This window comes from Oceaniglobus sp. K40-3 (assembly GCF_055808395.1).
Genome location: NZ_CM147868.1, coordinates 1516109 through 1541909 on the forward strand (window position 1 = coordinate 1516109; position 25801 = coordinate 1541909).

The window sequence follows — 25801 nt, forward strand, 5'->3', positions numbered from 1 at the left end:
CCTAAACGAGTCGCGGTTCTTTGTCTGGCGGTTGCACTGGGCGCGTCGCCGGGGCTGGCCGATCTGGCCCGCCCTGCTGATGGTGTCGGCATCGGTGCGGTGGGCGGTGGCGCTGACGCGCCTGCCCCTGCACCCGCCCCCGCGCCAACACCTGCGCCTGCACCCGCCCCGGCCCCCGGCCCGGCAGTGCCACCGCCCCCCCGGCCCGACACCGCCACCTGTGCCGCCGCCGTTGCCCGTACCGGAACCGGCCAAACAGATTTCGTATTACGTTGTCATCAACGGCCAGCAGGCCGGCCCGTTCAACGAAGCGCAGTTGAAAGCCAAGGTTGCCAGCGGCGAATTGGTGCGCACGTCGCTGGTCTGGACCGCAGGGATGCAAAACTGGGAGGAAGCGGCCAAAGTGCCCGATCTGGTCGGGATTCTGGCGAATGTTCCGCCCAAGCCGCAATTTGATGCCATGGCGTTTATCGCTGGCGTCTGGGTGGCCGACCCGCAACAAACCCAGATTCCCAACGTCGGCCCCGCCACGGTGAATGGCCGCACCACCTATTCCAGGGACGGGTCATATTCCTATGTGGGAACAGTGGATGTGATGATCCAGGGCTATCCGGCGCGCCAGACGATCACCAGCGACGGGTCATACACCGCCAAGGAACAGGGACCGGGCAAGATTTTGATCACGCCGAATGGGCAGGTCACCTATAGTATGGCGGGGCAGGCCCCGTCGGTGGCGCAGAACAACACTCCGTTTCTGGTTACGGTGGTGGATCAGAACACCGTGACAAACGACGATGGCGTGCGATCACGCCGGATGTCGAACTAGGACGATGCCCGGGGGCGCACAGCGCGGATTGCCCTGGCGGTCGCGCTGTGCGCCTGCCTTGGGGCAGTTGGCGGGCCTGTGGCGGCTGACGGAGGGTCAACCGTCGGGCCGGCGCCGCCCCCGGCACCAAAGGGCCTGCGCAGGACGACCGGGCCAGGATTGCCCCGCTCTATCTGGTGATTGACGGCAAGGCGCGCGGACCGCTTGGACGGGCGGCCATCATTGCGTTGATCGAGGCGGGCAAGGTTCTGCCCGGAACCGCCGTCTGGTACGAGGGCCTGACAGAATGGACGCCCCTGAAAGAGGTCAAGGCGCTGAAACCGGTGCTGGATGAGGTTTATAAATTCCGTGACGGCGTGGCGTTGGCGTTTTTGCTGGGCGCGTGGAACTCCGAGCAGTCGCGCAAGACACTGAAAGGGTATGGGCCGGCGCTTGTCACTGAAAACATGGTGTTGAACAAGGATGGGTCGTTCAGTGGCATCGACATGTGGCGCGGGCTTGACAATATGAGGCCCGGATCGCGCACCATTCTTTACGAAGGCACCTACAAGGCGCAGCGTGCCGATGATGATGCGTTCGTCGTGATCTTTACCGGCAAAAGCAGCACCCATGACAACACCGCGGAAAAGGCCGATGTTGATCCGAAATACGAGATGACCCTGTGGTTCGACAGAATCGACGCGAACACCATGCGCAATCAGGACGATGGCGTGCTGCATCATCGGGCGCAATAAAGCGCGCTGATGATATCAATCGCCCAGCTTGGCGTGTACCTCGTCCAGGTCGATTTCGCCGATCGGCATCTTGTTGCCCGGGTTTTCGAAATCATAGCGGAACAGGTCAAAATCCGCCTTGTAGATTTCATAAACCAGATGCATCGACAGATCGTCAAAGTAATCCTCGACCGGGTGGGCGCGTTTCGGGCCGTGGCCTTCGGATTCGTTGAACCGGGGAATATCGGACAAAACCACCGGATGCTGCGTTTCGATCCGGTCCAGCACCGATTGCATGCCGTCGTTGAACCGCTCTGTCCAGAAGATGCTGTCATAGCGCCCGCCGTTGACAACAAAGGTTGAAACATGGCCTGACATGGCCGACCAGTGAATGTCAGGGTCCATCGGTTTGCGCCAGCGGATGGTATCACGCGCGAACAGCAAAAAGCGGCGGAACGACTGGATCTGATCGAAATCCTCGTGCCCCTCGACGCCGCCGATATCGACCCCGTATTTCTGAATCAGCAAGGGCACCAGATTGCCGCGATACCGTTTGCCGTTGCGCTGAATGCCGCAGATCTTGTCAAAGAATGACGACAGGATCCGCGTATAGGGGTTGCGCACACAACTGAAGGTATAGGTGCTGTGCTGTTGCACCGTGCGGGCGATCAGGGCCTGGCTGTCGTCATTGCCCCATTTGTGCAGGCCCGAAGTGGCATCATGGATGTCACCATCAAAGAACACGCCGTGATCAGAATAATACATGATCTGTCCGATGGTCGAACAGGCACATTTGGGAACGACGCGATAGACGACACTTTCGCTTTCTGTCATCCATGTTCCGGGAAACCGCATGGTAAATCTTTCTTCTTGGTCGACATGTTTATGTGACAAACCCACGCGAATGCACAGAAAAATTCCTGAAATCTTTCGGCTCCGGCTGACTTTTACGCCCAAACCGTTAGAAGGCTCTTAACAACAATGGCTGTATCGCTTCTGAAATGGCAAGAATCGCCTTTATCCTGCTGTGCCACAAAGACCCGGACGCCATTATTCAACAGGCGCGCCGCCTGACCGCTGTGGGCGATTTCATGGCGATCCATTTTGATGCCCGCGCCCCCCACGCAGATTTTGAACGGATTCGCACGGCCCTGCGCGACAACCCCCGCGTTACCTTTGCGCGCAAACGGATCAAATGCGGTTGGGGCGGCTGGAGCCTTGTTGACGCGACGCTGCTGGCCGTACGGGCGGCCGTGGGCGCCTTTCCGCGCGCGACCCATTTTTATATGCTGTCCGGCGACTGCATGGCGATCAAATCGGCCGAATATGCGCATCGGTATCTGGATCAGGACGACGTTGATTTCATCGAAAGCGAGGATTATTTCGAAAGTGACTGGATCAAGACCGGGTTCAAGGACGAACGGCTGATTTACCGCCACTTCTTTAACGAACGTACCCATAAATGGCTGTTCTATCGCTCTTATGAACTGCAAAAGCGGCTGGGGCTGGAACGCGAGGTTCCAGGCGATCTTCAGATGATGATCGGGTCGCAATGGTGGTGTCTGCGGCGGCGCACGATCGAGGCGGTGCTGGGGTTTTGCACCGCGCGCCCTGATGTGATGCGGTTTTTCCGCACGACCTGGATCCCGGACGAGACATTTTTCCAGACCATCGTGCGCCATCTGGTGGCCGAACGTGAAATCCGGCCACGCACGCTCACCTTTCTGATTTTTTCCGATTACGGGATGCCAACGGTTTTTTACAATGATCACTATGATCTGTTGCTGGCGCAGGATTACCTGTTCGCCCGCAAGATCAGCCCCGAGGCAACCGGGCTGAAGGCCAAATTGGGCGATCTTTATGCCGACAAGGGCGCGACCTTCAAAATCAGTGCCGAAGGGCGCAGGTTGTTCACCTTTCTTACCGGGCGCGGGCGCGAGGGCGGCGGTTCGCACCCCGGTTCTGGGAAACTGAATCGACCTTGGGGCGCGAACGCGAATTGATGATCGTGATCTGCAAGAAATGGCATGTGGCCAAACGCCTGCTGGATCGGATCGCCCATGTTACAGAAATGCCCGCTGTCGATTTTCTGTTCGATGAGGAAAATGCCCGGCTGCCTGATCTGGGCGGTATCCAGAAAACCCTGGAAAAACGGACCCGCCACAGGCGGGCGCTGATGCGGATGCTGTTTGATTACTATCAGTCCGACCGCCTGATCATCTGTCTTGATCCCGACAACATGGATCTGCTGCGTGATTTCCAGACGGATCGTTCAACCACCCGGATGCTGGAGGTGCGCTGCGCCTTCAGTAACGCCTATCTTCTGGGGCACGCAAAACGGGTAGGGCTGGCCGGAGAGCGCACCCCGCAAGAAACCCTCGATACGCTTTTGCCGACGATCCGCGCGGATGTGGAATATGAAAGCGATATCTTGCGCGATGCAGGGTTTGAGGGGTTTTCCCGACTGGATGAAATGGCCCCCGCAGCGGAAAATGCCGCCGCTCTGGCCGCGTTCCTGTCGATTCCGCTGGAGCTGGCCAAAGATATTGCCCAAACCGAAGGTCTGTTCCATGACTGACCCAAGCCGATAACGGAGCTTTGACTATGGCCTATGCCTATGACGACCAGAACATTTTCGCCAGGATTCTGCGCGGCGAAATTCCCAACACAACGGTGCTGGAAACCGAACACACACTGGCGTTTCGCGATATCGAACCCCAGGCGCCCGAACATGTTCTGGTGATTCCCAAAGGCGCCTATGTGTGCCACGATCATTTTGCCAATGCGGCAAGTGAGGCGGAGCTGGTGGATTTCATGCGCGCAACCGGGCAAATCTGTCGCGATCTGGGCGTGGCACCGGGGGATAACGGCGCCGGGTATCGCACGATCAGCAATACCGGAGTGGACGGTGTGCAGGATGTGCCCCATTACCACCTGCATATTCTGGCGGGCCGCCCTTTGGGGCGGATGCTGACCAAGGGCTGATCCAACAGAGGCGCGCAAGCGCGCCACGACATTTTTTGGGGGCGCCCGTTGCCATGGCTGCGCGCCGGGGGCAAAGGGTGCAGTGGTTGCGCCGTTGTGGCCTTGCCGGTGTCGGGGGGCCTGATAACATAGGGCGGACCAGACCGAGATGCAGAAAGAAACCAGATGAATAGCGAAGCGCCTGAAACCGAGATCGTTCATAGCCGCCGGATTGCCTGTGATGGCGGAGAGGGCGCGCTGGGTCATCCGCGCGTGTGGCTGCAAATTCCGCAAGAGCCGGGTTGGGTGGAATGCGGATATTGCGACAAACGGTATGTGCTGGAAGGCGACGGCGACGATCACTGAGATCGGTTTACCAAGGCCGGTGACGGGGCAGAAAGGGGCGGTATGGGCGACACATTCGGCAAGGGGCATCATCTGAGCCTGGTGGACGGTTCGGCCTTTATCTTTCGCGCCTATCACGCGCTGCCGCCGCTGACGCGCAAATCCGACGGGTTGCCCGTGGGCGCGGTCAGCGGTTTCGTCAACATGCTGTGGAAGATGATCGAGGACAATCGCGGCCCCGATGCCCCCACCCATGCCGCCGTGGTGTTCGACAAGGGCAGCCACACCTTTCGCAACGATATGTACGATCTGTATAAGGCCAACCGCGAAGAAATGCCGCAGGATCTGCGCCCGCAAATGCCTCTGACCCGCGACGCAACCCGCGCGTTCAACATTGCCTGTCTGGAGCAGGAGGGGTTTGAGGCTGATGACATCATCGCGACACTTGCCTGTCGGGCGCGCGAGGCCGGGGGGCGGGTGACGATCATCAGTTCCGACAAGGATCTGATGCAACTGGTGGGGGGCGGCGTTGAAATGTTCGACGCCATGAAAAACGCCCGTATCGACGTTGAAGGGGTGCGCGCCAAATTCGGCGTCGGCCCTGAACGGGTGGTGGATGTGCAGGCGCTGGCCGGGGATCTCGGTGGATAATGTGCCGGGCGCGCCGGGCATCGGAATCAAGACGGCGGCGTTGCTGATCAACGAATACGGCGATCTGGATGCCTTGCTGGAACGGGCGGGTGAAATAAAGCAACCCAAGCGCCGCCAGACCCTGATCGACAATGCCGACCAGATCCGCCTGTCACGCAAACTGGTGCAACTGGATTGCGATATGGCGCTGGATTACAGTCTTGAAACCCTTGAGGTAAAGCCGCCCGTCGCGGATGATCTTTTGGGGTTTCTCGCGCAGATGGAGTTTCGCACGGTCACCAAGCGGGTGGCCGATGCCCTGGGCACCGAGGCCCCGGCGATCGACGACACGCCGGCCGCCCCGGACGAGGAAGCGGCAGCGCCCGAGGACGCCCCCTTTGATACCGATGCCTATGAGCATGTGAAGGATGCCGCTGCATTGCAGGTCTGGATTGATCGCGCCCATGCCCGGGGTTGGGTGGCGGTTGATACCGAAACCACGGGTCTGGATGAAATGCGCGCCGATCTGGTGGGGGTTTCCCTTTGTGTTGAGGCGGGGCAGGCCTGTTATATTCCGCTGACCCACCGTGCGGCGGCGCAGGACGATCTGTTCGGCCGTGACGATCTGGCCGAAGGGCAGATGGATCTGGACGCGGCGTTGGCAATGTTGAAACCGTTGCTGGAGGATGCCTCGGTTCTGAAAATCGGTCAGAACATGAAATATGACGCCAAGATTTTTGCCCGCCGGGGCATCAATGTGGCGCCGATCGACGACACGATGCTGATGTCCTATGCGATGCATGCCGGGTTGCACAATCACGGGATGGACGCGCTGTCGGATCGCTATCTGAACCACACGCCGATTCCGATCAAACCGCTGCTTGGCACTGGAAAATCGGCCAAGACGTTTGACCGGGTGCCGGTTGCGGATGCGGTGAAATACGGCGCCGAGGATGCCGATATCACCCTGCGCCTGTGGCAAACCTTCAAGCCGCGCCTGCACCGCGCCAAAGTGACAACGGTTTACGAAACCCTTGAACGCCCGCTGATTCCGGTTCTGGCCGAGATGGAGATGCACGGAATCGAGGTGAACCGTGAAACCCTGTCGCGCATGTCCAACGCCTTTGCCCAGAAAATGGCCGGGCTGGAGGCCGAGATACATGAATTGGCCGGGCGGTCGTTCAACGTGGGATCACCCAAGCAATTGGGCGAAATCCTGTTTGATGAAATGGGCATCGAGGGCGGCAAGAAGGGCAAGACAGGCGCCTATGCGACCGGTGCCGATGTGTTGGAGGATCTGGCGACCGAGCATGAACTGCCGGGGCGGGTTCTGGACTGGCGCCAGCTGAGCAAGCTGAAATCAACCTATACCGATGCGCTTCAGGAACATATCAACCCCGAAACGGGGCGGGTGCATACATCCTATTCCATTGCCGGGGCGAACACCGGGCGGCTGGCCTCGACTGATCCGAACCTGCAGAATATCCCGGTGCGCAGTGAAGAAGGGCGGCGCATTCGCGAGGCCTTTGTTGCGCCTGCGGGAAAACGTCTGGTGTCGCTGGATTATTCCCAGATCGAGCTGCGTATTCTGGCCCATGTGGCCGGGATCGACGCGTTGAAACAGGCCTTTGCCGAGGGGCAGGATATTCATGCCATGACGGCAGCGGAAATGTTTGGCGTTCCGCTTGAGGGGATGGACCCGATGGTGCGCCGCCAGGCCAAGGCGATCAATTTCGGGGTGATCTATGGGATTTCCGGCTTTGGACTTGCCCGGAATCTGCGGATTCCGCGCAGTGAGGCGCAGGGGTTTATCGACCGGTATTTTGAGCGGTTTCCGGGTATCCGCGATTACATGGATGAAACGGTGGCCTTTGCCAAAGAGCATGGATATGTGCAAACGCTGTTTGGCCGCAGGATAAATACCCCTGAAATCAATGCCCGTGGCCATGGGGCCGGGTTTGCCAAGCGCGCGGCGATCAACGCGCCGATTCAGGGCAGTGCTGCGGATGTGATCCGACGGGCGATGATACGGATGCCGGGTGCGATTGCGGGTCTGCCGGCCAAGATGCTGTTGCAGGTTCACGATGAACTGGTGTTCGAGGTGGAAGAGGGCGCGGTGGATGATCTGATCGCGGCGGCCCGGGATGTGATGGAAAACGCGGCGGCCCCGGCGGCGCATCTGGATGTTGCGCTGAGCGTGGACGCCGGGCAAGGCGCGAGTTGGGCCGAGGCGCACTGACCCTTAGGTCGCGCAAGGGGGTGAGTGTCGGATTGCCCCGGCACGCCGCCCGCCCACCCACCCCGGCGCACCGGGGCAATCCTTTGGCAGGGGCTTAGCCTCGGGTGAACCGGAAGGTTGTGCTTTGATGATAGGTTTCGCCGGGGGCCAGGCCGATTTGCGGGAAATCGGGGTGGTTTGGCGCATCTGGCCAGCATTGCGGTTCGATGGCGAAACTGTTGTGCGGCCCATAGGCGTGACCGTGGATCGTGGGGGTGTCGCCCGTGTCGATGGTGGCCGCGCCAAAGATCTGCACCCCCGGTTCGGTGGTCGCGATGTCCATTCTCACCCCCGAAGCGCCGGTCAGGGACAGGGCCGGGGTCAGGGCGCGCCGGGCATTGGCCAGACAGAAGTTGTGATCGAGGCGCGGCATGGTTTCGGGGGTAACGGTGCGCGGCTGGCGCAGGTCATAGGGGCTGCCGTCAAGAGGGGTGATTTCGCCTGTCGGCAGGGTGCGCGCATCGGTGGCAAGGATATGATCGGCGTGGATGCACAGGCTGTGGCCTGCCCATGTTTTGCTGCCATCAAGGTTCCAGAACCCGTGATGGGCGATGTTCATCAGGGTTTGCCGGTCGGTTGTGGCGTGAATATCCAGCGCCAGCGTATCGCCGTTCAGGCGATAGGTGGCGGTGATCTGCCGGTTGCCGGGGAAACCGCCAAGGCCATCAGGCATGGCAAGGGCGAGGGTGGCAAAATCGGTGCCGTGGTCGGTCAATGTCCAGTTTGCGGCGTGGGTGCCGTCTTTGCCGCTGTGCAGGGTGATATCGCCCATGTCATGGTCGAAATGGTGAATCTGCCCCGCGATTTCAGCCTGTGCGCCGCCGATGCGGTTGACCACCGGGGCGATGATGGATCCGAAATACGGAAACGGCCCGTCATAGGCGGCAAGATCGGGAAACCCGAGGGTCAGGCTGTGGGGCACCCCGTCGAGGTAAAGCGATTGCAGCACCGCGCCGTGGGTCAGGATGGTGGCGCGCAGAATGCCATTGTCCAGCGTGATCGTCTGCACCGGGGCGCCATCGCGCCGGGTGCCGAAAGGTTTTACCGTGTCTGCCATGTGACGCCCGCTGCTGAATGGGTTTGGCCCTGAAACGTGATGTTTTCGGGTGCATAATTGAACCAGAACCGGTGGGTTGTGGTGTCGCGGATGCGCAGGCCTTCGGGCAGGGGGATGGTTTCGATCCCCTCGGCGGTGCAGGCGCGGGCGATGATCCGGTCAAACGCCGCGTCATCGGGCCAACCGGCAAGGTAATGCAATTTGCCCGCCGTTGCGATGGCGGGCCTGCCGTCGGCGGTGGTTTCGCTGGCGGTTTCGGTTTCCAGATGTTCGAACCAATGGGCGAAAGCCCCGCCTTCGGTCAGGGGCACCGTGGTGCCGGGGGGCAGGCTTTCGACCAGGGCGACTGTTGCCTCCAGCCCGGGCAGGTTGGGGGGCAGGGGCACGGGAATGGCCAGTTCCGGCGTCTTGGCATTGCTGCGCGGTCCGATCAGGGCGGTGCCTTTGAAGCCTGCCAACTGATCCAGCAGGCTTTGGGGCAGGGTGGCGATGCCCGGCGCAAGGATCAGATCATAGGGTGAAATATCGCCTGTCGCATTCACGATGTCCACTGACAGCCCGGCGCGGCGCAACGCGCGGTAACTGGCAAAGGTCAGGCGGAAGTAATCGAAATCGGCGCCTTGGGGTTGGGTTTCCCATGCCCAGGCAGAGGCGTAATCAAACACCAGCGCAACCCGCGCTGTCACCGTTCCCGCCTCGGGGAAATCGGCCAGCTCGCGCGCCACCTGTGCCGCTTCGCCAAGGGCGGGGGCGTCGTTGCTGTCGGGGCGCAACAGGCCCGCGTGCTGTTGTTCCTGCGCGAAAGGCGCCTGTCGCCAGCGGAAATAACAGACCGCCTCGGCGCCGTGGGCAAATGCCTCGTGCGCCCAGAGGCGGGCCATGCCGGGCAGGGGGCGGGGTTATAGGGCGCCCAGTTCACCGGGCCGGGCTGTTGCTCCATCACCCACCACCGGCCTTTTCCCACAGCGCGATAGATGTCGTGGTGAAACGCCTGCATGTCAGGATCGCCCTGGCGCAGGAAATAGGCCTTGTGATCCTCGCTTGCCTCGATCCGGTCAGACAGAAACCCGATGGGATAGGAATCCCAACTGGCGATATCCAGATCACCGCCCACCGCGAAATGATCAAACGCCAATTCACGGCCCATGTAATTGTGAATCAGCGGCGCATTGGTGTGTTTGCGCAGAACATCGGCTTGCAACTTGTTGAAACTGACCACCTGATCGGAACTGAACCGGCGAAATGCCATCACATGGGCCGGGTTCGGTTCGGTCACGGTGAGGTTGGGCAGGTCGATATCGTCGATGCTGTCATATTCCATCGACCAGAACACATTGCCCCAAGCCCGGTTCAGCGCCTCGGCCGATTGATACCTCTGGGCGCACCAGTCGTGAAAGGCATCGCGCGCGGCACTGGAATAGCTGAGCGTCGTGTCGTGGCAGCCATATTCATTGTCGATCTGCCAAGCGTGAATATGGGGGTTCTTGCCATAGCGTTCGCCCAGAAGCGAAACGATGCGATAACATTCGTCACGATACCCCTGATGCGAAAAACAATAGTGGCGCCGCGATCCAAACCGGCGGGGCCGCCCTGTGCGTCAACGGCCAGCATGCCGGGGTGTTTGTCCAGCACCCAATGGGGTGGGGTGGCGGTGGGCGTGCCCAGCACCACCTTCAACCTGGCATCGCCCAAAACCTGAATCGCCCGGTCCAGCCAGTCGAAATCGAACCGGCCTTCGCGGGGTTCGATCCTGCCCCAGGCGAATTCACCGATCCGCACCCATGTCAGACCCGCCGCGACCATGCGCGCAGCATCCTGCGCCCATTGGTCTTCGGGCCAGTGTTCGGGGTAATAGCAAACGCCGGTGGTGCGGTTGGTCATGGGTAATCCGTGAATTGACGTGTCAGAGTTTGACCTGATGTTCGGGTTGCCCCTGCACATCGGTTTCGATCGCAAAGGTCTGACCGGCGGCGGGGCCGTCATCGTTGCGCGCCGCCGAGGTGCAAAACAGCGTGCGCAAGCCCGGGCCGCCAAACGCCGGACAGGTGGCTTGCTGGGCGGGCAGGTCGAACAGCGCCTTTTGCGCGCCATCGGGGCCGAAACAGCCCACTTGCCCCGCGCCGAAAAATGCGACCCACAGATCGCCCGCCGCGTCGAACACGGCGCCATCGGGGCGCTGGTTGGTGCCGCGCAGGTCAAGATAGGGCGACGGTTCGCCCTTGGGCCAGCCGTTTTCATCCAGCGCCACGCGCTGCACGATCTGGGTCGGGGTGTCGGTGAAACAGGCGTGTTTGCCATCGGGGGCGAAACTGATCGCATTGGTGATTGTAATCGGCGCAAAAAGCTTGCGCAGCTCACCCTTGTAATAGCGATAGATCGCGCCGCCGTCCTTGCCCGCGTCCAGCCGCATCGTGCCAATCCAGAACCCGCCGAACGGATCGGCGCGCCCGTCGTTGGAGCGGGTGTCGGGATTGTCGGCCTCCAGCGCGCAGATGGTTTCTTCGGTGCCGGTTTCGATGTCGAACCGGAACAGCCGCGTGGCCGAGGCAATCAGAAGGGTGCTGTCATCGACCCACCCGGCAGCCGACACATGTTCATCGAACTGCCAGGTCCGGGTGTCGCCATCGCGATGCTGAAACATCTTTTTGCCCAGGATATCAAACCAGAACAGACAGTTCAGGCCGGGGTGCCACAGGGGGCCTTCGCCCAGCATGCAAGGGGTGGGGTCGAGAACGGAAATGTTCATGCTGCTGCCTCATCATATGCTTTGACCATCGCTTGCGCGCGGCTGGCCACGTCAGACACGCTGTCGCCGGGGCGATACAGGGCCGTGCCGATGCCAAACCCTTCGGCCCCTGCGCCCAGCCAATCGCGGAAATTGTCCGGCCCGACACCGCCAACCATGAACACCTTGGTTTCCACCGGAAGCACCGCGCGCAGGGCCTTTAGCCCGTCCAGCCCCATCTGGAACGCGGGAAACACCTTGATGCCATCGGCCCCATATTTCAGCGCGGCGAAACATTCCGAAGGCGTCAGAACCCCCGGAAAGCTTTGCATTCCCAGATCCTTGGTGGCGCGGATCACGTCTTCGTCGCAGTTGGGCGATACGATCAACCGTCCCCCCACACGATAGACATGGGCGGCCTGTTCAGGCGTCAGCACGGTGCCCGCCCCGATCAGGGCATCGTTGCCGTGGGCCTTGACCATCGCTTCGATGCTGTCAAACGGCGAGGGCGAATTCAGCGGCACTTCGATCCGGGTGATTCCGGCCTTGATCAGGGCGGCGGCCACCGGGACGGCTTCGGTTGGGTCGATGCCACGCAGGATGGCGATCAGGGGGCGGCTCATGGCGTTGGCTCCTTTGCAAGGGAATGGGCGGCGATCAGGCCCGCGCGTGTCAGGGCGTCACCATCGGTGCGCCCGGCGGTGATGCCCTGCGCGGCAAGGGCGGTGGCATAATGGGCGCACAGGCCTTCGGCCCCGATCAGCGCCACCTGCTGACCCAGCCAATAGGGCCGGGTCGCGGCCAGTTCGGCCCCGATCAACAGGCCCGACAGACGGGCGCGGGCCGATGGGTTGGTCAGCCCGTGCAGCAACCCTTCGGCGCGCAGGGCAAACAGGCGCGCGGCCAGGGTTTCAGGCTTGGACAGGGTGTCGGACAGGGCGGTGGCAAAGGCGGCATCATCCCAGCCGCCGCCAGAGACAGAATGGCGCAGCACCGAATGATCGGCCAATGCGGCAAACATATCGCCGGTCATCACGGTCTGGAAACTCACCACCTCACCGGCGCTGATATGCACCCATTTGGTGTGGGTGCCGGGCTGGCATAACACACCATCAAAGCCGGGGTTCAGGGCGATGAACCCGGCAATCTGGGTTTCCTCACCGCGCATCACATCGGCGGGCTGCATCTGTTTCAGCCCCGGCACGATTTGCACCGCAAGGCGCGGATCATCGGTGGGGGCGCGGGTCAGATCGGGCGACAGGGGCGCACAGGGCACGGCGCAATAGGCCGCCTCGGCCCAGCCTTGCCGCGCGCCGACCATGCCGCAGCAAATGACGGGCATCGGGTTTTGCGCCCCGCGCCCGGCCAACCAACCGCCGATCATATGAAGCAGGGCAGGTTCATATCCGTCGCGGTCCAGCGTGCCCATTCCGGCGGCTGAACGCGCCTCGGCCAGGATGCTGCCATCGCCTGCCATGGCCCAGGCGCGGCAATGGGTCGTGCCCCAATCGACGGCAATCCATTCGGGCGTGATATCGGTGTTCATGTTCATCCTGTCACCACATAGCCGCCATCAACAATCAGCGCCTGACCCGTCACCATACGCGACGCGTCAGACGCCAGAAAGAGGGCGGGGCCAACCATATCTTGGGGGCCGATCCGTTTTGGTATTGCCTGACGCGCCACATGGGCGGCGATGTCATCTTCGTCCACCACTTCGGCAAGCTGGCGTTCGGTCAGAACCATGCCGGGCGTCAGGGTGTTGACCCTGATCCCGTCCGGCCCGAATTCGCGGGCGTGACTGCGGGTCATGGCGTTGATCCCGGATTTCGCGGTGGTGTAAACCGGCATTCCGGACATGCCCATCATATAGGAAATCGACGACAGGTTGATAACCGCCCCGCCCCCCGCCGCGCGCATGCCCGGCACCACGGCCTGAAGCGCAAAAAGGAACGGGCGCAGGTTGATGGCAATCAGATTGTCCCAATCCTCGGGGGTGAGATCCATCGTGGTGTGGCGCCGGTCATTGGCGGCGTTGTTGATCAGCACGGTGATCGGGCCATTGGCGGTTGCTGCGGCTTTGATTGCGCCTTGCAGGGCGGCAATATCGCTTACGTCGCAGGGTTGAAACCACGGGCGCTGGCCGTGTTTATGCTCCATCACATCCTGAAACGCGCTGGCATCGCTGCGCTGAACAAAGGCAACCTTGGCCCCCTGCGCCATGAACCCGTCGGTCAGGGCCGCGCCGATACCTGAACCACCGCCGGTGATGAACACGGATTTGCCGTTGAGATCGGGGAAAGTCGGGGTCACAGCAAGGTTCCTTCGATGACCCAGATCGTTTGCGGAAAGGACCAGGGCAGGGTCAGGCCCTGTTGCATCAGGTATTGGCCAGACAGGGTGATGTCTTCGGATTTCAGCACCGGAGTGCCGCGCGACAGCCGCCCGGCATCGTCGCGGTTGGTCAGGTGAATACGGTATCGTGCCGCAGGGTCAAGCCCGGTCAGCCGCAAAGGGCGGGGTACGATCTGGGCCGAGGTTTCGGCCTTGCCCGCAAACACCACAAAACGGCTGCCGTCCCGGGCCATCTGTTGTTCGGCAATCACCGCCGGATCGGCGCTGTCCAGCCGCAGGATATCGCCCTGGCACATCCAGTCGCGGTTGGCCTTCCACCACGCGGTTACGCGGGTCAGCACCTCGGCCTCGTCCCCGGTCAACTCGCGGGGGTCCATTTCAAACCCCATATGCCGCTGGGCCGCGACCCAGGCGCGAAACCGGATATCGAGGATGCGCCCCGAGGTGTGGCAATGGCGCGGGCCAACGTGACTGCCGGTGACGGTCAGGGGCAGGAACAGGGCGGCGTTGTGTTGAATGCGCAGGCGTTCCAGCGCATCGTTGCTGTCGGACAGCCAGACCCGCCCGGTGCGCTTCAGAATGCCGAAATCAATCCGCCCGCCGCCGCTGGCACAGCTTTCCAGCTCGACCTCGGGGAAATCGGCGCACAGACGGTCGAACAGGGCATAGGTGCCCCGGGCCTGCGCGGCATCGGGGGCGGGCAAAACGCGGTTATGATCCCATTTGACATAATCAATGGCGTTGTTGGCAAGGATCGCCGCGATGTGATCGTAAAGATAATCGCGCACCTCGGGCAGGGCCATGTTCAGCACCATCTGCTGACGCCCCGGAATTTGATCGGCAGGCCCGAGAATCCAGTCGGGGTGCGTGCGGGCAAGATCGCTGTCGCGGTTCACCATTTCCGGTTCAAACCAAAGGCCGAACGTCATGTTTTCAGCGTGGACATGATTGATCAGCGGTGTCAGGCCGTGGGGGTATTTGCGCCCGTCGATCACCCAATCGCCCAGGGATGTAGTGTCATCATCGCGCCGCCCGAACCAGCCATCATCCAGCACGAACCGCTCGGCCCCAAGGGCGGCGGTGCGGGTTGCGATGTCTTTCAACTCATCAAGGTTGTGGTTGAAATAGACCGCCTCCCAACAATTGTAATGCACGGGGCGGGGGTGGGTTGGGCGGGTTGGGCGTGGCGGGATGATGCGGTCGCGCAGATGGCGCTGAAACGCCACCGCGATACCGTTGAGGCCCGATTGCGAACAGGTGACGTAAAGCGGCGCGGTTTCAAACCGGGTGCCGGGGGCGTGTTCGGTGTGGGCGGCATGGCCGAATTGCACCTGACGGCGGCCATCGGGCAATTCTTCGGCCACCATGCGGTGCCCGCCGCTCCAGCCATAGTGCAGGCCGAAAGCCTGCCCCTGGGTGTTCGTCGCCCCACGACAGGGCAGGATCAGGCCGGGGAAATGTTCATGCCCGCTGCGCCCTGTGCGGCTTTCGCGCAGGCGCACGCCGGGGGACCAGGGGGTGCGGTTCAACTGGAATTCGCCAATCCAGCGGCCCGATATGTCGATCATTTCATCGGCAAGCTGCGGTGCGGGCAACACCGGCGCGGCGAGCCAATGCAGATAGATCGGCCGCGCAGAGGTGAGGGCGGCCTGTGCGGTGATGACCCCGGTTTCGGGGGCGGTGGTAAAGGTGGCGGTATAGGTGAGGGCGTTGGCGTTGTCGGTGAAGACAAGTGTCAGCGCCGCGCCCGGCGTGACCCGGTGTTCAGAGGCGTAGTGAAACTTTGGCAGGATGGGTACGCCGGTGTCGTCGCTTAGTACCATTCCCGGTTGGCCCGGAAAGCTGCGCGCAGCTTCGGGGGCAAGGGACAGGGCAGGGTTTTCGTCGAGCATTCCGCCGGTCACATCCAGAGTATGGGCCTGTGCCAGTGTTTCGAGGTCTTCGCCATCGGCAAGGGGGGCGCCCCAGTAAACACATTCGGGCAGGGTGGAATTGCGGGCGGCCAGAACAAGTGTCTGGCCGCCATCGTCCATCCGCCATGTGCGGATCTTATCTTCGGTCATGTCTGTCCTTACTTCACGGCGCCAAGGGTCAGGCCCGCGATGAAGTGTTTTTGCATCAGAAAGAACATCGCCACCGGTGGCAGGGCGGCAACGATGCTGCCCGCGCTCATCAGGTGGTATGCGGCGCGGTATTGCGCGTTGAAACTGGTGATCCCGGCGGTGACAGGTTGGGATTCAACACCTTGGGTCAGGACCACCGCCCAGAAATAATCGTTCCAGATGAAGGTAAAGACCAGCACCGCCATGGCCGCCAGCGCCGGTTTCATCAGAGGCAGGACGACATACCAGAAGATGCGCCATTCCGCGACGCCTTCGACCCGGGCCGCCTCGATCAGCTCATAGGGCAGGGCGCGGATGAAATTGCGCATGAACAGGGTGCAGAACCCGGTCTGAAACGCGATGTGAAACAGCACAAGGCCGGTTTTCGTGTTGTAAAGCCCCATGCCCAGCGTAAGATCGCGCACCGGCACCATCAGGATCTGGAATGGCACGAAATTGCCCGCGACGAACATGAAGAACACCCAGAGGTTCGATTTGAATTTATAAATGCCGAGGGCAAAGCCCGTCATTGAACTGAGGATGATGCAGCCAATCACCGTCGGCACCGTGATCAGCACCGAATTCAGCAGATAGCGGGGCATGTCGGATTCGAAGAACACCTTGCCATAGTTGGTGATGCCCTCGAAACTGCCGGGCCAGCCCCAGTAATTGCCGGTGGTGAAATCGCTGTCGGGTTTGATTGAAAACACCATGATCGAGATCAGCGGCAACAGCCAGAGGATAAGCGCGACGGGCAACAGGGATTGATAGGTGAGTTGCCAGGACCGGGGCGTTTTTTCAACGGGGGTGGGGAACATTCTCAGGCGTCCTTTCGCTGAATGGCCTTGGGGGCCATGCCTGCGGCGCGAGTATTTTGATCAGTAAAAAGCATGGGCGCGGTCATCTTGCCTTGTCCTCGCGATACATGGACCAGAGGAAATAGGCGATGAAACACAGCATGATCAGGAACAGCACCACGGCGATGGCGGCGCCATATCCCATGCGGAACCCGTATTCCGAGAGGGCGACCTCGAACATGTAGAACGACAGCACGCGCGAGGAGCCGAAGGGGCCGCCGTTGGTCATGATCGAGATCAGATCGAAACTGCGCAGGGCGCCGATGATGGTGACGACGAAGGCGATGAAGGTGGCGGGTTTCAACTGTGGGATGATGATGTACCAGAGCATTTTCCAGCCCTTGGCGTTGTCGAGGCGTCCGGCCTCGATCTGTTCGGGGTTCACGCCGTTCAGGCCGGTCAGATAGAGGATCATGCAATAGGCCGTTTGCGGCCAAAGACCGGCGGCGATGATGCCGTAGGTCACATAGGTCGGATCGCCCAGCACGTTGATCGGACCCAACCCGACCCAGCCCAACATGATGTTCAGCAGCCCGAAGGTGGGATCGTAGAACCAGGTGAACACCAGGCCGACGACGACCTGGGAGATCACGAAGGGAAAGAAGAACAGGGATTTATAGAGCCGTATGCCGCGCACCGTCTGATTGAGGAACAGCGCAATGAACAGGCCTGCGGGGATCGCGAGAAGATAGAGGATCAGCCACAGCAGGTTGTTCCAGAGCGAGGTGTAGAAGGCGTCGTCGTAATACAGTTCCTCGTAGTTTTGCAGGCCGATGTATTCGGGGGCGCCCAGACCATCCCAGCGCAGGAATGAGATGTAAAACGACTGAAAGATCGGGAAAATCACGTAGAGGGCAAAGAAGATCAGGCCCGGCGCCAGAAACAGCCAGGGGGACACCGCGATCTGATTGCGCCGCCACCAACTGCGCTTGTCGCCGGTGGGGTGGGTGTCGGGGAGAGTTGCCTGGGTCATGGGATCACCTGATCTGGGGTGCCGGTCCTGTGAGGGGGCCGGTGCGGTGAAGGGTGGGGCGGTGCGAAAATACGCGCCGCCCGCAACCGTTTTGTCAGGGCAGCCAGAGCCGCCGGTGATCGCGATCAGTAGATGCGCCCGCGCGCCCGTTCCAGCCGGTCGAGGATCTTGTCGAGATTGTCGGGGCGGACCATGAATTCCTGAAAGCCTTCCATGGCGACCTTGGCCATTTCGGCAGGCGCGTCACGGTCAAAGAACTGGGCGATGCCGCCCGGTGCCTTGTTGGACAGCACGTCAAAGCCTTCTTTGAGGAACTTGTCGTCACCGACCTTGGAGTTTGCGTTGACCGGCAGTTGGCCCAGGGCATCGCCGGCGTTGATCAGGGTCTGGTTGTCGGCCGAGACGACCCATTTCAGGAAGGCCTTGGCGTTTTCCTTGTTCGCGGCACCGCTGGGGATGTGGAACGTATCGGTTGGGGCGTCTTCGCCCAGTTTCACGTCCGCGTTGATCGCCGGGAACTGGAAGTAGTCCAGTTGATCGTCGCTCAGGCCTGCCTCGCGCAGGGGGGCCACAGCGAAGTTGCCCATCAGATAGGCCGCAGCATCGGCATCGTCGCCGGTCATGAAGGGCAGGGCCTCTTGCCAGCTATAGGCGGTGTGATTGTCGATGAAGGCGCCCATGTCGATCAGTTCGCGCCAGTTGGCGAAGGTTGCCTTGACGCCATCGTCTGTCCAGGGGATTTCGCCTGCCGTCAGTTTCATGTGATAGTCGAAACCGTTCGTGCGCATGTTGAGATAGTCAAACCAACCCGCGGCCGTCCACAGGAACTTGGTTCCGATGGTGAAACACTTGACGCCGTTGTCCAGCAGGGTCTGGCAGTTGGATTTGAACGTGTCCCAATCCTGGGGTTCGGACAGGCCGTATTGGTCGTAGATATCCTTGCGGTAATAAACGCCCCAGTTGTAGTAGGTATAGGGGACGCCCCATTGTTTCCCGTCCAGGGTCAGGGCGCCTTTGGTGGAGGCCAGTTCGGTTGACAGGGTGTCGTCCCAGACGTCCGAGATGTCTTCGAACAGGCCGGCATCCACATAGGGGGCCATGCGGTTGCCCGCATACCAGTTTGCCACGTCTGGCGAATTGGCCGTCAGAAAGTTGCGGATCTGGGTTTTGTAGGCTTCGCGATCAATCACCGTCAGTTCGATGTTAAGATCGGGGTTCAGGGCGCCGAATCGTTCGACCATGCCTTCCATCACGGCGCGGGGCGCCGGGTTGGACATGTCGGAAAAGATGATCAGATCGCCGGACAGATCCTGCGCAAATGCGCCTGTCGCCATGACCGCCGAAACGCCAAGCGCCGCGGCCGAGGCTGTCAGTTTGAACACCATGTGTTCCTCCCATACTGGTTCCATTATGTGGAACTTGGTTTTAGATATTGAAATGATAACAGTATTGCGGTTATGGATGTCAACAGTTTCCTGCCCCACAGCACCGGTCGGGCCATCGTGCCGCACCGGGGCCCATCAACAAAAGCAGGAACGCAAAGGGAGGACATCGGCAATGCCGGACCGGCCAAACGGCCCGTCAGCGGGCAAGACACAGGGCGACGGAACCGTTGGCAAGGCGCTTGATGTGCTGGACCAGGTTGCCGCCCATGGCCGCCCTGTGCGGTTCGTCGAGCTGCAACGCGACAGCCGGTTTCCCAAGGCGACACTGTATCGCTTGGTTCAGACGCTGACATCGCGGGGAATGCTGCGGCTGGACCCGGATATGGGCACCTATACCCTTGGCGTGCGGCTGGTCGGGCTGGCCCATGCCGCCTGGCAAACCACGTCACTGGCCCCTGTGGCACGCCCCCATATTGACGCCCTGTCGGCAGATCTGGGCGAAACCGTGCATCTGGCGCAGCTTGACCATGCGCAGGTTCTGTATGTTGACAAACGCAACGCAGCGGTGCCGGTGGACATGTATTCACAGGCGGGCAAGGTCGGCCCGGCCTATTGCACCGGTGTGGGCAAGGCGATGCTGGCGTTCCTGCCCGAGGGCGAACTGGACAACGCCATCGCGCAGCAATCCTTTCACCGCTTTACCGAACACACGCTGGGGGATGGGGCAAGCCTGCGCCGGGATCTGGCCGAAATCCGCGCCTGTGGCTTTGCCCTTGATCGCGAGGAACATGAACCGGGGATCATCTGCATTGCCGTTCCGGTTCTGACCGGGGCGGGGCATGTTCTGGGCGGCTTGTCGGTCACCTCGACCCGGCCGCACCGGTCCCTGCAACAACTGGAGAGCCTGGCGCCAACCCTGCGCGCCGCAGCACTCAGGATCGCAGCCGATGCCGCGACCTGGCGCTTTCCCGACCGCGCCGCTCAACCCCTTGCAACAACAGGATGAACCCATGTCAGGTGTAACGCTATCCCAAGTCATCAAACGCTATGGTGATGTGCAGGTGATCCATGGGGTCGATCTGGAAATTGCCGACGGCGAATTCTGCGTTTTCGTCGGGCCATCGGGCTGTGGCAAATCCACCCTGCTGCGCATGGTTGCGGGGCTTGAGGAAACCACGGGCGGCAAGATCGCCATCGGCAGCCGCGATGTAACCCGCGAAGACCCGGCAGAACGGGGCGTGGCCATGGTGTTTCAGACCTATGCCCTTTATCCGCATATGACCGTGGCCCAGAACATGGGGTTCGGGCTGAAAATGAACCGCCACCCCAAGGCCGAAATCGACAGCAAGGTGGCCGAGGCATCGCGGATCCTCAAACTTGACGATTATCTCAAACGCAAACCCGCCGCCCTGTCAGGGGGGCAGCGCCAGAGGGTTGCCATCGGGCGGGCCATTGTGCGCGGCCCCGAAGTGTTCTTGTTCGACGAACCCCTGTCCAACCTCGATGCCGAACTGCGGGTGGAAATGCGGGTGGAAATCGCCCGGCTGCACAAGGAAATCGGCGCAACGATGATCTATGTCACCCACGACCAGGTCGAGGCGATGACCCTGGCCGACAAGATTGTGGTGCTGCGTGCGGGCAATATCGAACAGGTGGGCGCGCCGCTGGATCTGTACCGCGACCCTGACAATCGCTTTGTGGCCGGTTTCATCGGCAGCCCGGCGATGAATTTCCTTGACGGCACGGTGCAGGCAGGGGGGCAGATTGCCGTGGCATCCTTGCAGAATTCCCTGACCCTGCCCGTGCAGGTGCCGTCTGAAGGCACTGCCGTGACCGTCGGTATCCGCCCCGAACATATCGAACTTGCGCCCGGTGACACCCACACCGTGGAACTGACCGAGGCGCTGGGCGGGGTCTCTTACGCCTATCTCGCGGGGAAAAACGGCGAACGCATGATCGTGGAAGAACGCGGCGACACCCGCTCCCGCGCGGGCGACAAGGTGGGCATTACCTTTGATCCGGCCCGCGCCATGCTGTTTGATACAAAATCCGAGGCGCGCATCCGCTAGGCGCGCGCCCAGGGTCACTGCTGATAATAAAGCGAAACAATGTGTTCCGCCTCGGCAAAGAACAACCAGCGTGAAACCAGCACGCCGCAAAGATGTGACAGCACCGCCAGCGCGGCCAGAATATGGTGGAACGGCAGCAACAACAGCGCGACAGGCACCACAAAGGCAAGGACAAGCGCGATCGAACGCAGCTTGGTGGCGTGTTTGCGGGCGATGACAAACACCATTTCGCTGGTCAGGTAATTGCCCTCGGAATGGGGTGCCTCAAACAGGCGCACCTTGCCGATGTGGCCAAGGCCGGTGGCGGTTTCTCGGGTGCTGCCCGATGCGGCAAACCGGGCGTCGCCAGCCTTCCAGGTCGCGAACTGGCCGATCCCGGTCAGCGCCAGAAACAGGATGGCGGCCATGACCTGCCCCGACAACAGCGCGCCGCCGCTCAGGGCATAGGCGATGAACATGGCACTGGTCGACCAGTGATGCCAGCGCGGCACCGAACGGATCGAGGCATAGATCATCGACGTGATATAAACCGTGCCCATCGCAGCCAGGGCGCCAAGCCAGCCAAGGGGCGCCACGCGCAGATCGGCAAAAATCAGCGGCAGCGCAAACAGGCCCATCACCACCAGCGTTGCCACCGAGGCCCAGCCCTCGCGCGACAACCATGATGTGCGCCATTGGGTAAACGCCTTGAGCGCCCGCTCAGGGTGGCCAAGGTGGAAGGTCGAAAAAATCAGCCCGCCCACGGCCAGCCCGAATGCAATGGTGAAAAAGGCAAAGGCGCCGCCGCCCGCAACCGGCGGAAACCCAAGGCCAAGAAACGCCAACAGGCCAAACCCAAGACCCGACAGCGTGGTGAAAGCGATGATAGAGGCGGCGGGATGCATCAGAGTTTCTCCAGCGCGCGGTCAAGCCAGCCAAGAAAGCCTGTCGGCGTTTCGGCCACGGGTTGCAGAAAGGGCGCCAGCACGTCGATCTCTTCATCGCGCGGGCGGGGGGCAGGTATTTGTTGACCGGCTTTGTGCCCTGTTCCGGCAACAGATCAAACCCGCCCCGTTCCGCCACCAACTGGCTGACGTTGCTGTCGGGATCCGCAAAATCGCCAAAGTGGCGCGCGCCCGCAGGGCAGGTACGCACGCAGGCGGGCTGGCGGTCTTCCTCGGGCAGGTTTTCGTTGTAAATCCGGTCGACACAAAGGGTACATTTCTTCATCACCTGTTCCACCGGGTCCATTTCCCGCGCGCCATATGGGCAGGCCCAGGCGCACAACCCGCAGCCGATGCAATCGCTTTCGTTCACCAGAACGATACCGTCCTCCACCCGTTTGTAACTGGCCCCGGTGGGGCAGACGGTGACGCAGGGCGCATCGTCGCAATGCAGGCAGGATTTCGGAAAATGCACGGTCTGCGCCGGGCCGGTTTCGGGCTGTACCTCGAAGGAATGAACGCGGTTCAGAAAACTGCCCACCGGATCGGCGCCATAGGCGTTCTTGTCGGCCAGGGGCGCGCCATAGTTTTCAGTGTTCCAGCCCTTGCAGGCAGTGACGCAGGCGTGACAGCCGACACAGGTGTCCAGATCAATCACCAGCCCCAGTTTGCGCTGGGTGGATTCGGGAAGCTCGGTCATTCACGCTTCTCCTGTCTTTTTACTGATAAAAATACTCAATTCCGAACCATCCATCTCTTACGACCCCACTTTTTGGGTCACATTGGCCGGTCCTTGCCCCACGGGCGAAACCTGTCCGGGAATGTCCGGGTAACTGCGCGCCGGGGCGCGAACCTTTTCGATTTTGACCCGCAGGTCGAACCACGCGGCCTGTCCGGTGACCGGATCAGAGTTGGACCAGCGCAGCCCGTCGCCCTTGGGGGGCAGCAGTTCGTGGATCAGGTGGTTGAGAAGGAAGCCTTTTTTCGCCTCGGGGGCGTCATCCTTCAGCGCCCAGGCGCCCTTGCGTTTGCCGATGGCATTCCAGGTCCAGACGGTGTTTTCGTTCAGTGCGGCCATCAAGGCGACCGGCACGGTGATTTCGCCATGGATCGAACTGACCCGTGCCCAGTCGCCATCGGCAAAGCCATTCGCCTCCCAGATTTTCGTGGGGACATAGAGCGGATTGTGACCATGGATCTGGCGCAGCCAGGCGTTCTGGCCGCCCCAGGAATGATACATTGCCATGGGCCGTTGGGTGAGGGCGTGGATGGGATATTCCACCGGGTCGGCGTGGCCATCCTCAAGGGCGCCATACCAGATCGGCAGGGGGGTGAGCGTGGCCTTGATCCGTTCGCGCAGATGGTCGGGGGGCTGGCGGGTGCCGTGGCCTTCGGCGGCCAGCTGGAACCGGCGCAGGGGTTCGCTCCAGAGGGAAAAGATATAGGGGGCGGGTTTGTCGAACAGGCCGATTTTTACGGCCCAATCCTGATAGGCCCTGTTCCAGGGTTTGTAATAGAGCGCCTCATCGGGGATGTGCCCGGCCCAGAAGCCGCCGTTCTTGATGTATTCATCAATCTGCGCGCCATTGGGGTGGCCCCGTCCGTGTTGGATGGTGGACTCGGCTTCGCCATCGCCCACCCGCCAACCCGCCAGAGGCCCGATGCCCGGGCGGCGTTCGTGGTTGGTGATGTAATCGGCGTAATCGGCAAAGGTCTGGCTGCCGTCGTCATTCACGAACCCCGGCAGGTTCAGCCGCGCGCCAAGGTCGATGAGGGCGGATTGAAACCCTTTGACGTTGCGATCCGGTTCGACCACGGGCCAGCGGATGGCATCGGCCACGGCGTCGGCCTCGCTTATGGGGCGGTCGAGCAGTGAGATACAATCGTGGCGTTCAAGATAGGTGGTGTCGGGCAGGATCAGATCGGCATAGGCGACCATTTCCGACGAATAGGCATCGGAATAGATGATATGGGGGATGACGTATTCGCCGTTTTCATCCTTGTCGCCGAGCATGTTCATCACGCCCTGGGTGTTCATGGAGGAATTCCAGGCCATGTTTGCCATATACATGAACAGCGTGTCGATTTTATAAGGATCGCCCGCATGGGCGTTTGAGATCACCATGTGCATCATGCCATGGGCACTCATGGGGTTTTCCCAGGTAAAGGCTTTGTCGATGCGGGCCGGGGCGCCATCCGCTGTCAGGCAAAGGTCAGCGGGGCCTTGGGTAAAGCCGAGGTGCGGACCATCGAGCGGCTGGCCTGGCGTAACCTTGCAATGGGGTTTGGGGTGGGCGGTGGCCGGTTTCGGATAGGGTGGTTTGAAGCGCATTCCACCGGGGGTTTCGACGCTTCCGAGCAGGATCTGGAGCAGGTGCAGGGCGCGGCAGGTCTGAAACCCGTTGGAATGGGCCGAAATTCCGCGCATGGCGTGAAAACTGACCGGGCGGCCGATCATCTTGTCGTGGCGGGTGCCGCGGAAATCGGTCCAGGGCTGGTCGATTTCGATGGCTTCGTCAAAGGCGACACGGGCCAGTTCGGCGGCGATGCGGTTGATCCGGTTTGCGCTGAGGCCGATTTTCGGGGCGATGGTTTCGGGGGCGTATTCATCGGTCAGGTATTTTTCCGCGATGTGCTGAAAAACACTGCGGTGGCTGATCCCGGCGCGTCTGAGCGACCCAGACAGATCGGGCCGCACGCCCGGGTCATCAAAAGGCGCGGGTTTGCCGGTGGCACGATCCATCACCAGATCGCGGCCGTCCTCGGTTTTCAGCAACAGGCCGTATTCGGGCGATTTGGGATCGTCGTTTACCAGAACCGGGGCGTTGGTGAATTGCGCCAGATAGGACAGGTCAATCTTGCCGGCCTTGAGCAGACAGTGGATCAGCGAGAGGATGAACAGCCCGTCGGTGCCTGGGGTGATACCGACCCATTCATCGGCAATGGCGTTATACCCCGAGCGGATCGGATTTACGCCGATCACCTTGGCGCCGCGTTTCTTCAGTTTGCCCAGACCCATCTTGATCGGGTTTGAGTCGTGATCCTCGGCCACGCCGAACAGCATGAACAATTTGGTATTGTCCCAGTCGGGTTGGCCGAATTCCCAGAATGCGCCGCCCATGGTATATATCCCGGCGGCGGCCATATTGACGCTGCAAAACCCGCCGTGGGCGGCATAATTGGGGGTGCCGAAGGCCTGTGCCCACCATGATGTGAAACTTTGGCTTTGATCGCGCCCGGTGAAAAAGGCGAGCTTTTCCGGGGCCGTTTCGCGGATCGGTTTGAGCCATTTGACCGCGATATCATAGGCCTCGTCCCATGAGATTTCTTCGAACCTGCCGCTGCCCCGTTCGCCCGTGCGTTTCATCGGGGCGCGCAGGCGGGCGGGGGACAGGTGCTGCATGATGCCTGCCGAACCTTTGCCGCACAGGACGCCCTTGTTCACCGGATGATCGCGGTTGCCTTCGATATAGGCGACCTTGCCGTCTTTGAGGTGAACGTTGATGCCACACCGGCAGGCGCACATATAGCAGGTCGTTTTGCGTACCTCGTCGCTGACGCGGGGGGAGGTATCAATCTGCGGCTGGCTGTGGGGCATG

The 25801-nt window shown here is 61.3% G+C and carries 18 protein-coding genes and 4 pseudogenes; 8 read left to right on the top strand and 14 right to left on the bottom strand.

Going from position 1 to position 25801, the window contains the following annotated elements; genetic code table 11:
• Positions 1-31: 31 nt before the first annotated feature.
• The gene (locus tag AC0L7P_RS07860; RefSeq protein ID WP_473435204.1) at positions 32-826 is read left to right on the top strand and encodes a DUF4339 domain-containing protein; all 795 of its coding nucleotides are present in this window, start codon (positions 32-34) and stop codon (positions 824-826) included.
• Between the two features lie 176 nt (positions 827-1002).
• Entirely contained in the window at positions 1003-1560 is a 558-nt protein-coding gene (locus AC0L7P_RS07865; RefSeq protein ID WP_473435205.1) for a DUF4339 domain-containing protein, read from the top strand.
• A 15-nt stretch (positions 1561-1575) separates the two neighbouring features.
• Here AC0L7P_RS07865 and AC0L7P_RS07870 read toward each other — a convergent pair whose 3' ends face one another.
• A complete protein-coding gene (locus AC0L7P_RS07870; RefSeq protein WP_473435206.1) occupies positions 1576-2394 on the bottom strand; it encodes a sulfotransferase family protein in 819 nt (272 codons plus the stop codon).
• Positions 2395-2540: 146 nt separating this feature from the next.
• Between AC0L7P_RS07870 and AC0L7P_RS07875 the strand changes: the two are divergent.
• The 4 genes and pseudogenes from AC0L7P_RS07875 to polA all read left to right on the top strand — a co-directional run bounded on the left by AC0L7P_RS07875 (position 2541) and on the right by polA (position 7717).
• Positions 2541-4117: pseudogene (locus tag AC0L7P_RS07875) on the top strand (DUF5928 domain-containing protein).
• A gap of 26 nt (positions 4118-4143) precedes the next feature.
• The gene (locus AC0L7P_RS07880; RefSeq protein WP_473435207.1) at positions 4144-4524 is read left to right on the top strand and encodes an HIT domain-containing protein; all 381 of its coding nucleotides are present in this window, start codon (positions 4144-4146) and stop codon (positions 4522-4524) included.
• Positions 4525-4689: 165 nt separating this feature from the next.
• Positions 4690-4869: a zinc-finger domain-containing protein gene (locus tag AC0L7P_RS07885; RefSeq protein WP_473435208.1), complete on the top strand. Its 180-nt coding sequence runs from the start codon at positions 4690-4692 to the stop codon at positions 4867-4869.
• Positions 4870-4911: 42 nt separating this feature from the next.
• Positions 4912-7717 (top strand): annotated as a pseudogene (gene polA / locus AC0L7P_RS07890) (DNA polymerase I).
• Between the two features lie 94 nt (positions 7718-7811).
• Here polA and AC0L7P_RS07895 read toward each other — a convergent pair.
• From AC0L7P_RS07895 to AC0L7P_RS07940, 10 genes and pseudogenes are all read right to left on the bottom strand, one after another.
• Positions 7812-8813 (bottom strand): aldose epimerase family protein, encoded by a 1002-nt coding sequence (locus tag AC0L7P_RS07895; protein WP_473435209.1) that lies wholly within the window; start codon positions 8811-8813, stop codon positions 7812-7814.
• Positions 8798-10694: pseudogene (locus AC0L7P_RS07900) on the bottom strand (beta-galactosidase). The gene AC0L7P_RS07895 and the pseudogene AC0L7P_RS07900 overlap by 16 nt, the downstream one beginning before the upstream one ends.
• 22 nt (positions 10695-10716) lie before the next feature.
• Positions 10717-11559, bottom strand: a complete 843-nt coding sequence (locus AC0L7P_RS07905) for an SMP-30/gluconolactonase/LRE family protein (protein ID WP_473435210.1) — start codon at positions 11557-11559, stop codon at positions 10717-10719.
• Positions 11556-12161, bottom strand: coding sequence for a 2-dehydro-3-deoxy-6-phosphogalactonate aldolase (locus AC0L7P_RS07910; protein ID WP_473435211.1), 606 nt, complete (start codon positions 12159-12161; stop codon positions 11556-11558). The genes AC0L7P_RS07905 and AC0L7P_RS07910 overlap by 4 nt, the downstream gene beginning before the upstream one ends.
• Complete coding sequence (locus AC0L7P_RS07915; RefSeq protein WP_473435212.1) at positions 12158-13084, bottom strand: 2-dehydro-3-deoxygalactonokinase; 927 nt, start codon at positions 13082-13084, stop codon at positions 12158-12160. The genes AC0L7P_RS07910 and AC0L7P_RS07915 overlap by 4 nt, the downstream gene beginning before the upstream one ends.
• Positions 13085-13086: 2 nt before the next feature.
• On the bottom strand, positions 13087-13851 hold the full coding sequence (locus AC0L7P_RS07920; RefSeq protein WP_473435213.1) for an SDR family NAD(P)-dependent oxidoreductase: 765 nt from the start codon (positions 13849-13851) through the stop codon (positions 13087-13089).
• The gene (locus AC0L7P_RS07925; protein ID WP_473435214.1) at positions 13848-15956 is read right to left on the bottom strand and encodes an alpha-galactosidase; all 2109 of its coding nucleotides are present in this window, start codon (positions 15954-15956) and stop codon (positions 13848-13850) included. Before AC0L7P_RS07925 ends, AC0L7P_RS07920 begins: the two co-directional genes overlap by 4 nt.
• 8 nt (positions 15957-15964) lie before the next feature.
• Entirely contained in the window at positions 15965-16813 is an 849-nt protein-coding gene (locus AC0L7P_RS07930) for a carbohydrate ABC transporter permease (protein WP_473435215.1), read from the bottom strand.
• An 82-nt stretch (positions 16814-16895) separates the two neighbouring features.
• Positions 16896-17825: a carbohydrate ABC transporter permease gene (locus AC0L7P_RS07935; RefSeq protein ID WP_473435216.1), complete on the bottom strand. Its 930-nt coding sequence runs from the start codon at positions 17823-17825 to the stop codon at positions 16896-16898.
• Positions 17826-17950: 125 nt separating this feature from the next.
• Positions 17951-19210, bottom strand: coding sequence for an ABC transporter substrate-binding protein (locus AC0L7P_RS07940; protein ID WP_473435217.1), 1260 nt, complete (start codon positions 19208-19210; stop codon positions 17951-17953).
• 172 nt (positions 19211-19382) lie between these two features.
• Here AC0L7P_RS07940 and AC0L7P_RS07945 point away from each other — a divergent pair, with 172 nt between their 5' ends.
• A complete protein-coding gene (locus tag AC0L7P_RS07945) occupies positions 19383-20216 on the top strand; it encodes an IclR family transcriptional regulator (RefSeq protein ID WP_473435218.1) in 834 nt (277 codons plus the stop codon).
• Positions 20217-20220: 4 nt separating this feature from the next.
• Complete coding sequence (locus AC0L7P_RS07950) at positions 20221-21279, top strand: ABC transporter ATP-binding protein (protein ID WP_473435219.1); 1059 nt, start codon at positions 20221-20223, stop codon at positions 21277-21279.
• A 14-nt stretch (positions 21280-21293) separates the two neighbouring features.
• Here the strand turns inward: AC0L7P_RS07950 and AC0L7P_RS07955 are convergent, their stop codons facing one another.
• The 3 genes and pseudogenes from AC0L7P_RS07955 to AC0L7P_RS07965 form a co-directional block, all read right to left on the bottom strand.
• Complete coding sequence (locus tag AC0L7P_RS07955) at positions 21294-22163, bottom strand: dimethyl sulfoxide reductase anchor subunit family protein (RefSeq protein ID WP_473435220.1); 870 nt, start codon at positions 22161-22163, stop codon at positions 21294-21296.
• Positions 22163-22902 (bottom strand): annotated as a pseudogene (locus AC0L7P_RS07960) (4Fe-4S dicluster domain-containing protein). Before AC0L7P_RS07960 ends, AC0L7P_RS07955 begins: the two are co-directional and overlap by 1 nt.
• 57 nt (positions 22903-22959) lie before the next feature.
• Complete coding sequence (locus tag AC0L7P_RS07965; protein ID WP_473435221.1) at positions 22960-25800, bottom strand: molybdopterin oxidoreductase family protein; 2841 nt, start codon at positions 25798-25800, stop codon at positions 22960-22962.
• Between the last annotated feature and the right edge of the window lies 1 nt (position 25801).

What these genes read in the sequence shown, in the direction of transcription:
- AC0L7P_RS07870 (WP_473435206.1), bottom strand. Translation starts at nt 2,394, where the DNA reads ATGCGGTTTCCCGGAACATGGATGACAGAAAGCGAAAGTGTCGTCTAT.
- AC0L7P_RS07880 (WP_473435207.1), top strand. Translation starts at nt 4,144, where the DNA reads ATGGCCTATGCCTATGACGACCAGAACATTTTCGCCAGGATTCTGCGC.
- AC0L7P_RS07885 (WP_473435208.1), top strand. Translation starts at nt 4,690, where the DNA reads ATGAATAGCGAAGCGCCTGAAACCGAGATCGTTCATAGCCGCCGGATT.
- AC0L7P_RS07895 (WP_473435209.1), bottom strand. Translation starts at nt 8,813, where the DNA reads ATGGCAGACACGGTAAAACCTTTCGGCACCCGGCGCGATGGCGCCCCG.
- AC0L7P_RS07905 (WP_473435210.1), bottom strand. Translation starts at nt 11,559, where the DNA reads ATGAACATTTCCGTTCTCGACCCCACCCCTTGCATGCTGGGCGAAGGC.
- AC0L7P_RS07910 (WP_473435211.1), bottom strand. Translation starts at nt 12,161, where the DNA reads ATGAGCCGCCCCCTGATCGCCATCCTGCGTGGCATCGACCCAACCGAA.
- AC0L7P_RS07915 (WP_473435212.1), bottom strand. Translation starts at nt 13,084, where the DNA reads ATGAACACCGATATCACGCCCGAATGGATTGCCGTCGATTGGGGCACG.
- AC0L7P_RS07925 (WP_473435214.1), bottom strand. Translation starts at nt 15,956, where the DNA reads ATGACCGAAGATAAGATCCGCACATGGCGGATGGACGATGGCGGCCAG.
- AC0L7P_RS07930 (WP_473435215.1), bottom strand. Translation starts at nt 16,813, where the DNA reads ATGTTCCCCACCCCCGTTGAAAAAACGCCCCGGTCCTGGCAACTCACC.
- AC0L7P_RS07935 (WP_473435216.1), bottom strand. Translation starts at nt 17,825, where the DNA reads ATGACCCAGGCAACTCTCCCCGACACCCACCCCACCGGCGACAAGCGC.
- AC0L7P_RS07940 (WP_473435217.1), bottom strand. Translation starts at nt 19,210, where the DNA reads ATGGTGTTCAAACTGACAGCCTCGGCCGCGGCGCTTGGCGTTTCGGCG.
- AC0L7P_RS07945 (WP_473435218.1), top strand. Translation starts at nt 19,383, where the DNA reads ATGCCGGACCGGCCAAACGGCCCGTCAGCGGGCAAGACACAGGGCGAC.
- AC0L7P_RS07950 (WP_473435219.1), top strand. Translation starts at nt 20,221, where the DNA reads ATGTCAGGTGTAACGCTATCCCAAGTCATCAAACGCTATGGTGATGTG.
- AC0L7P_RS07955 (WP_473435220.1), bottom strand. Translation starts at nt 22,163, where the DNA reads ATGCATCCCGCCGCCTCTATCATCGCTTTCACCACGCTGTCGGGTCTT.
- AC0L7P_RS07965 (WP_473435221.1), bottom strand. Translation starts at nt 25,800, where the DNA reads ATGCCCCACAGCCAGCCGCAGATTGATACCTCCCCCCGCGTCAGCGAC.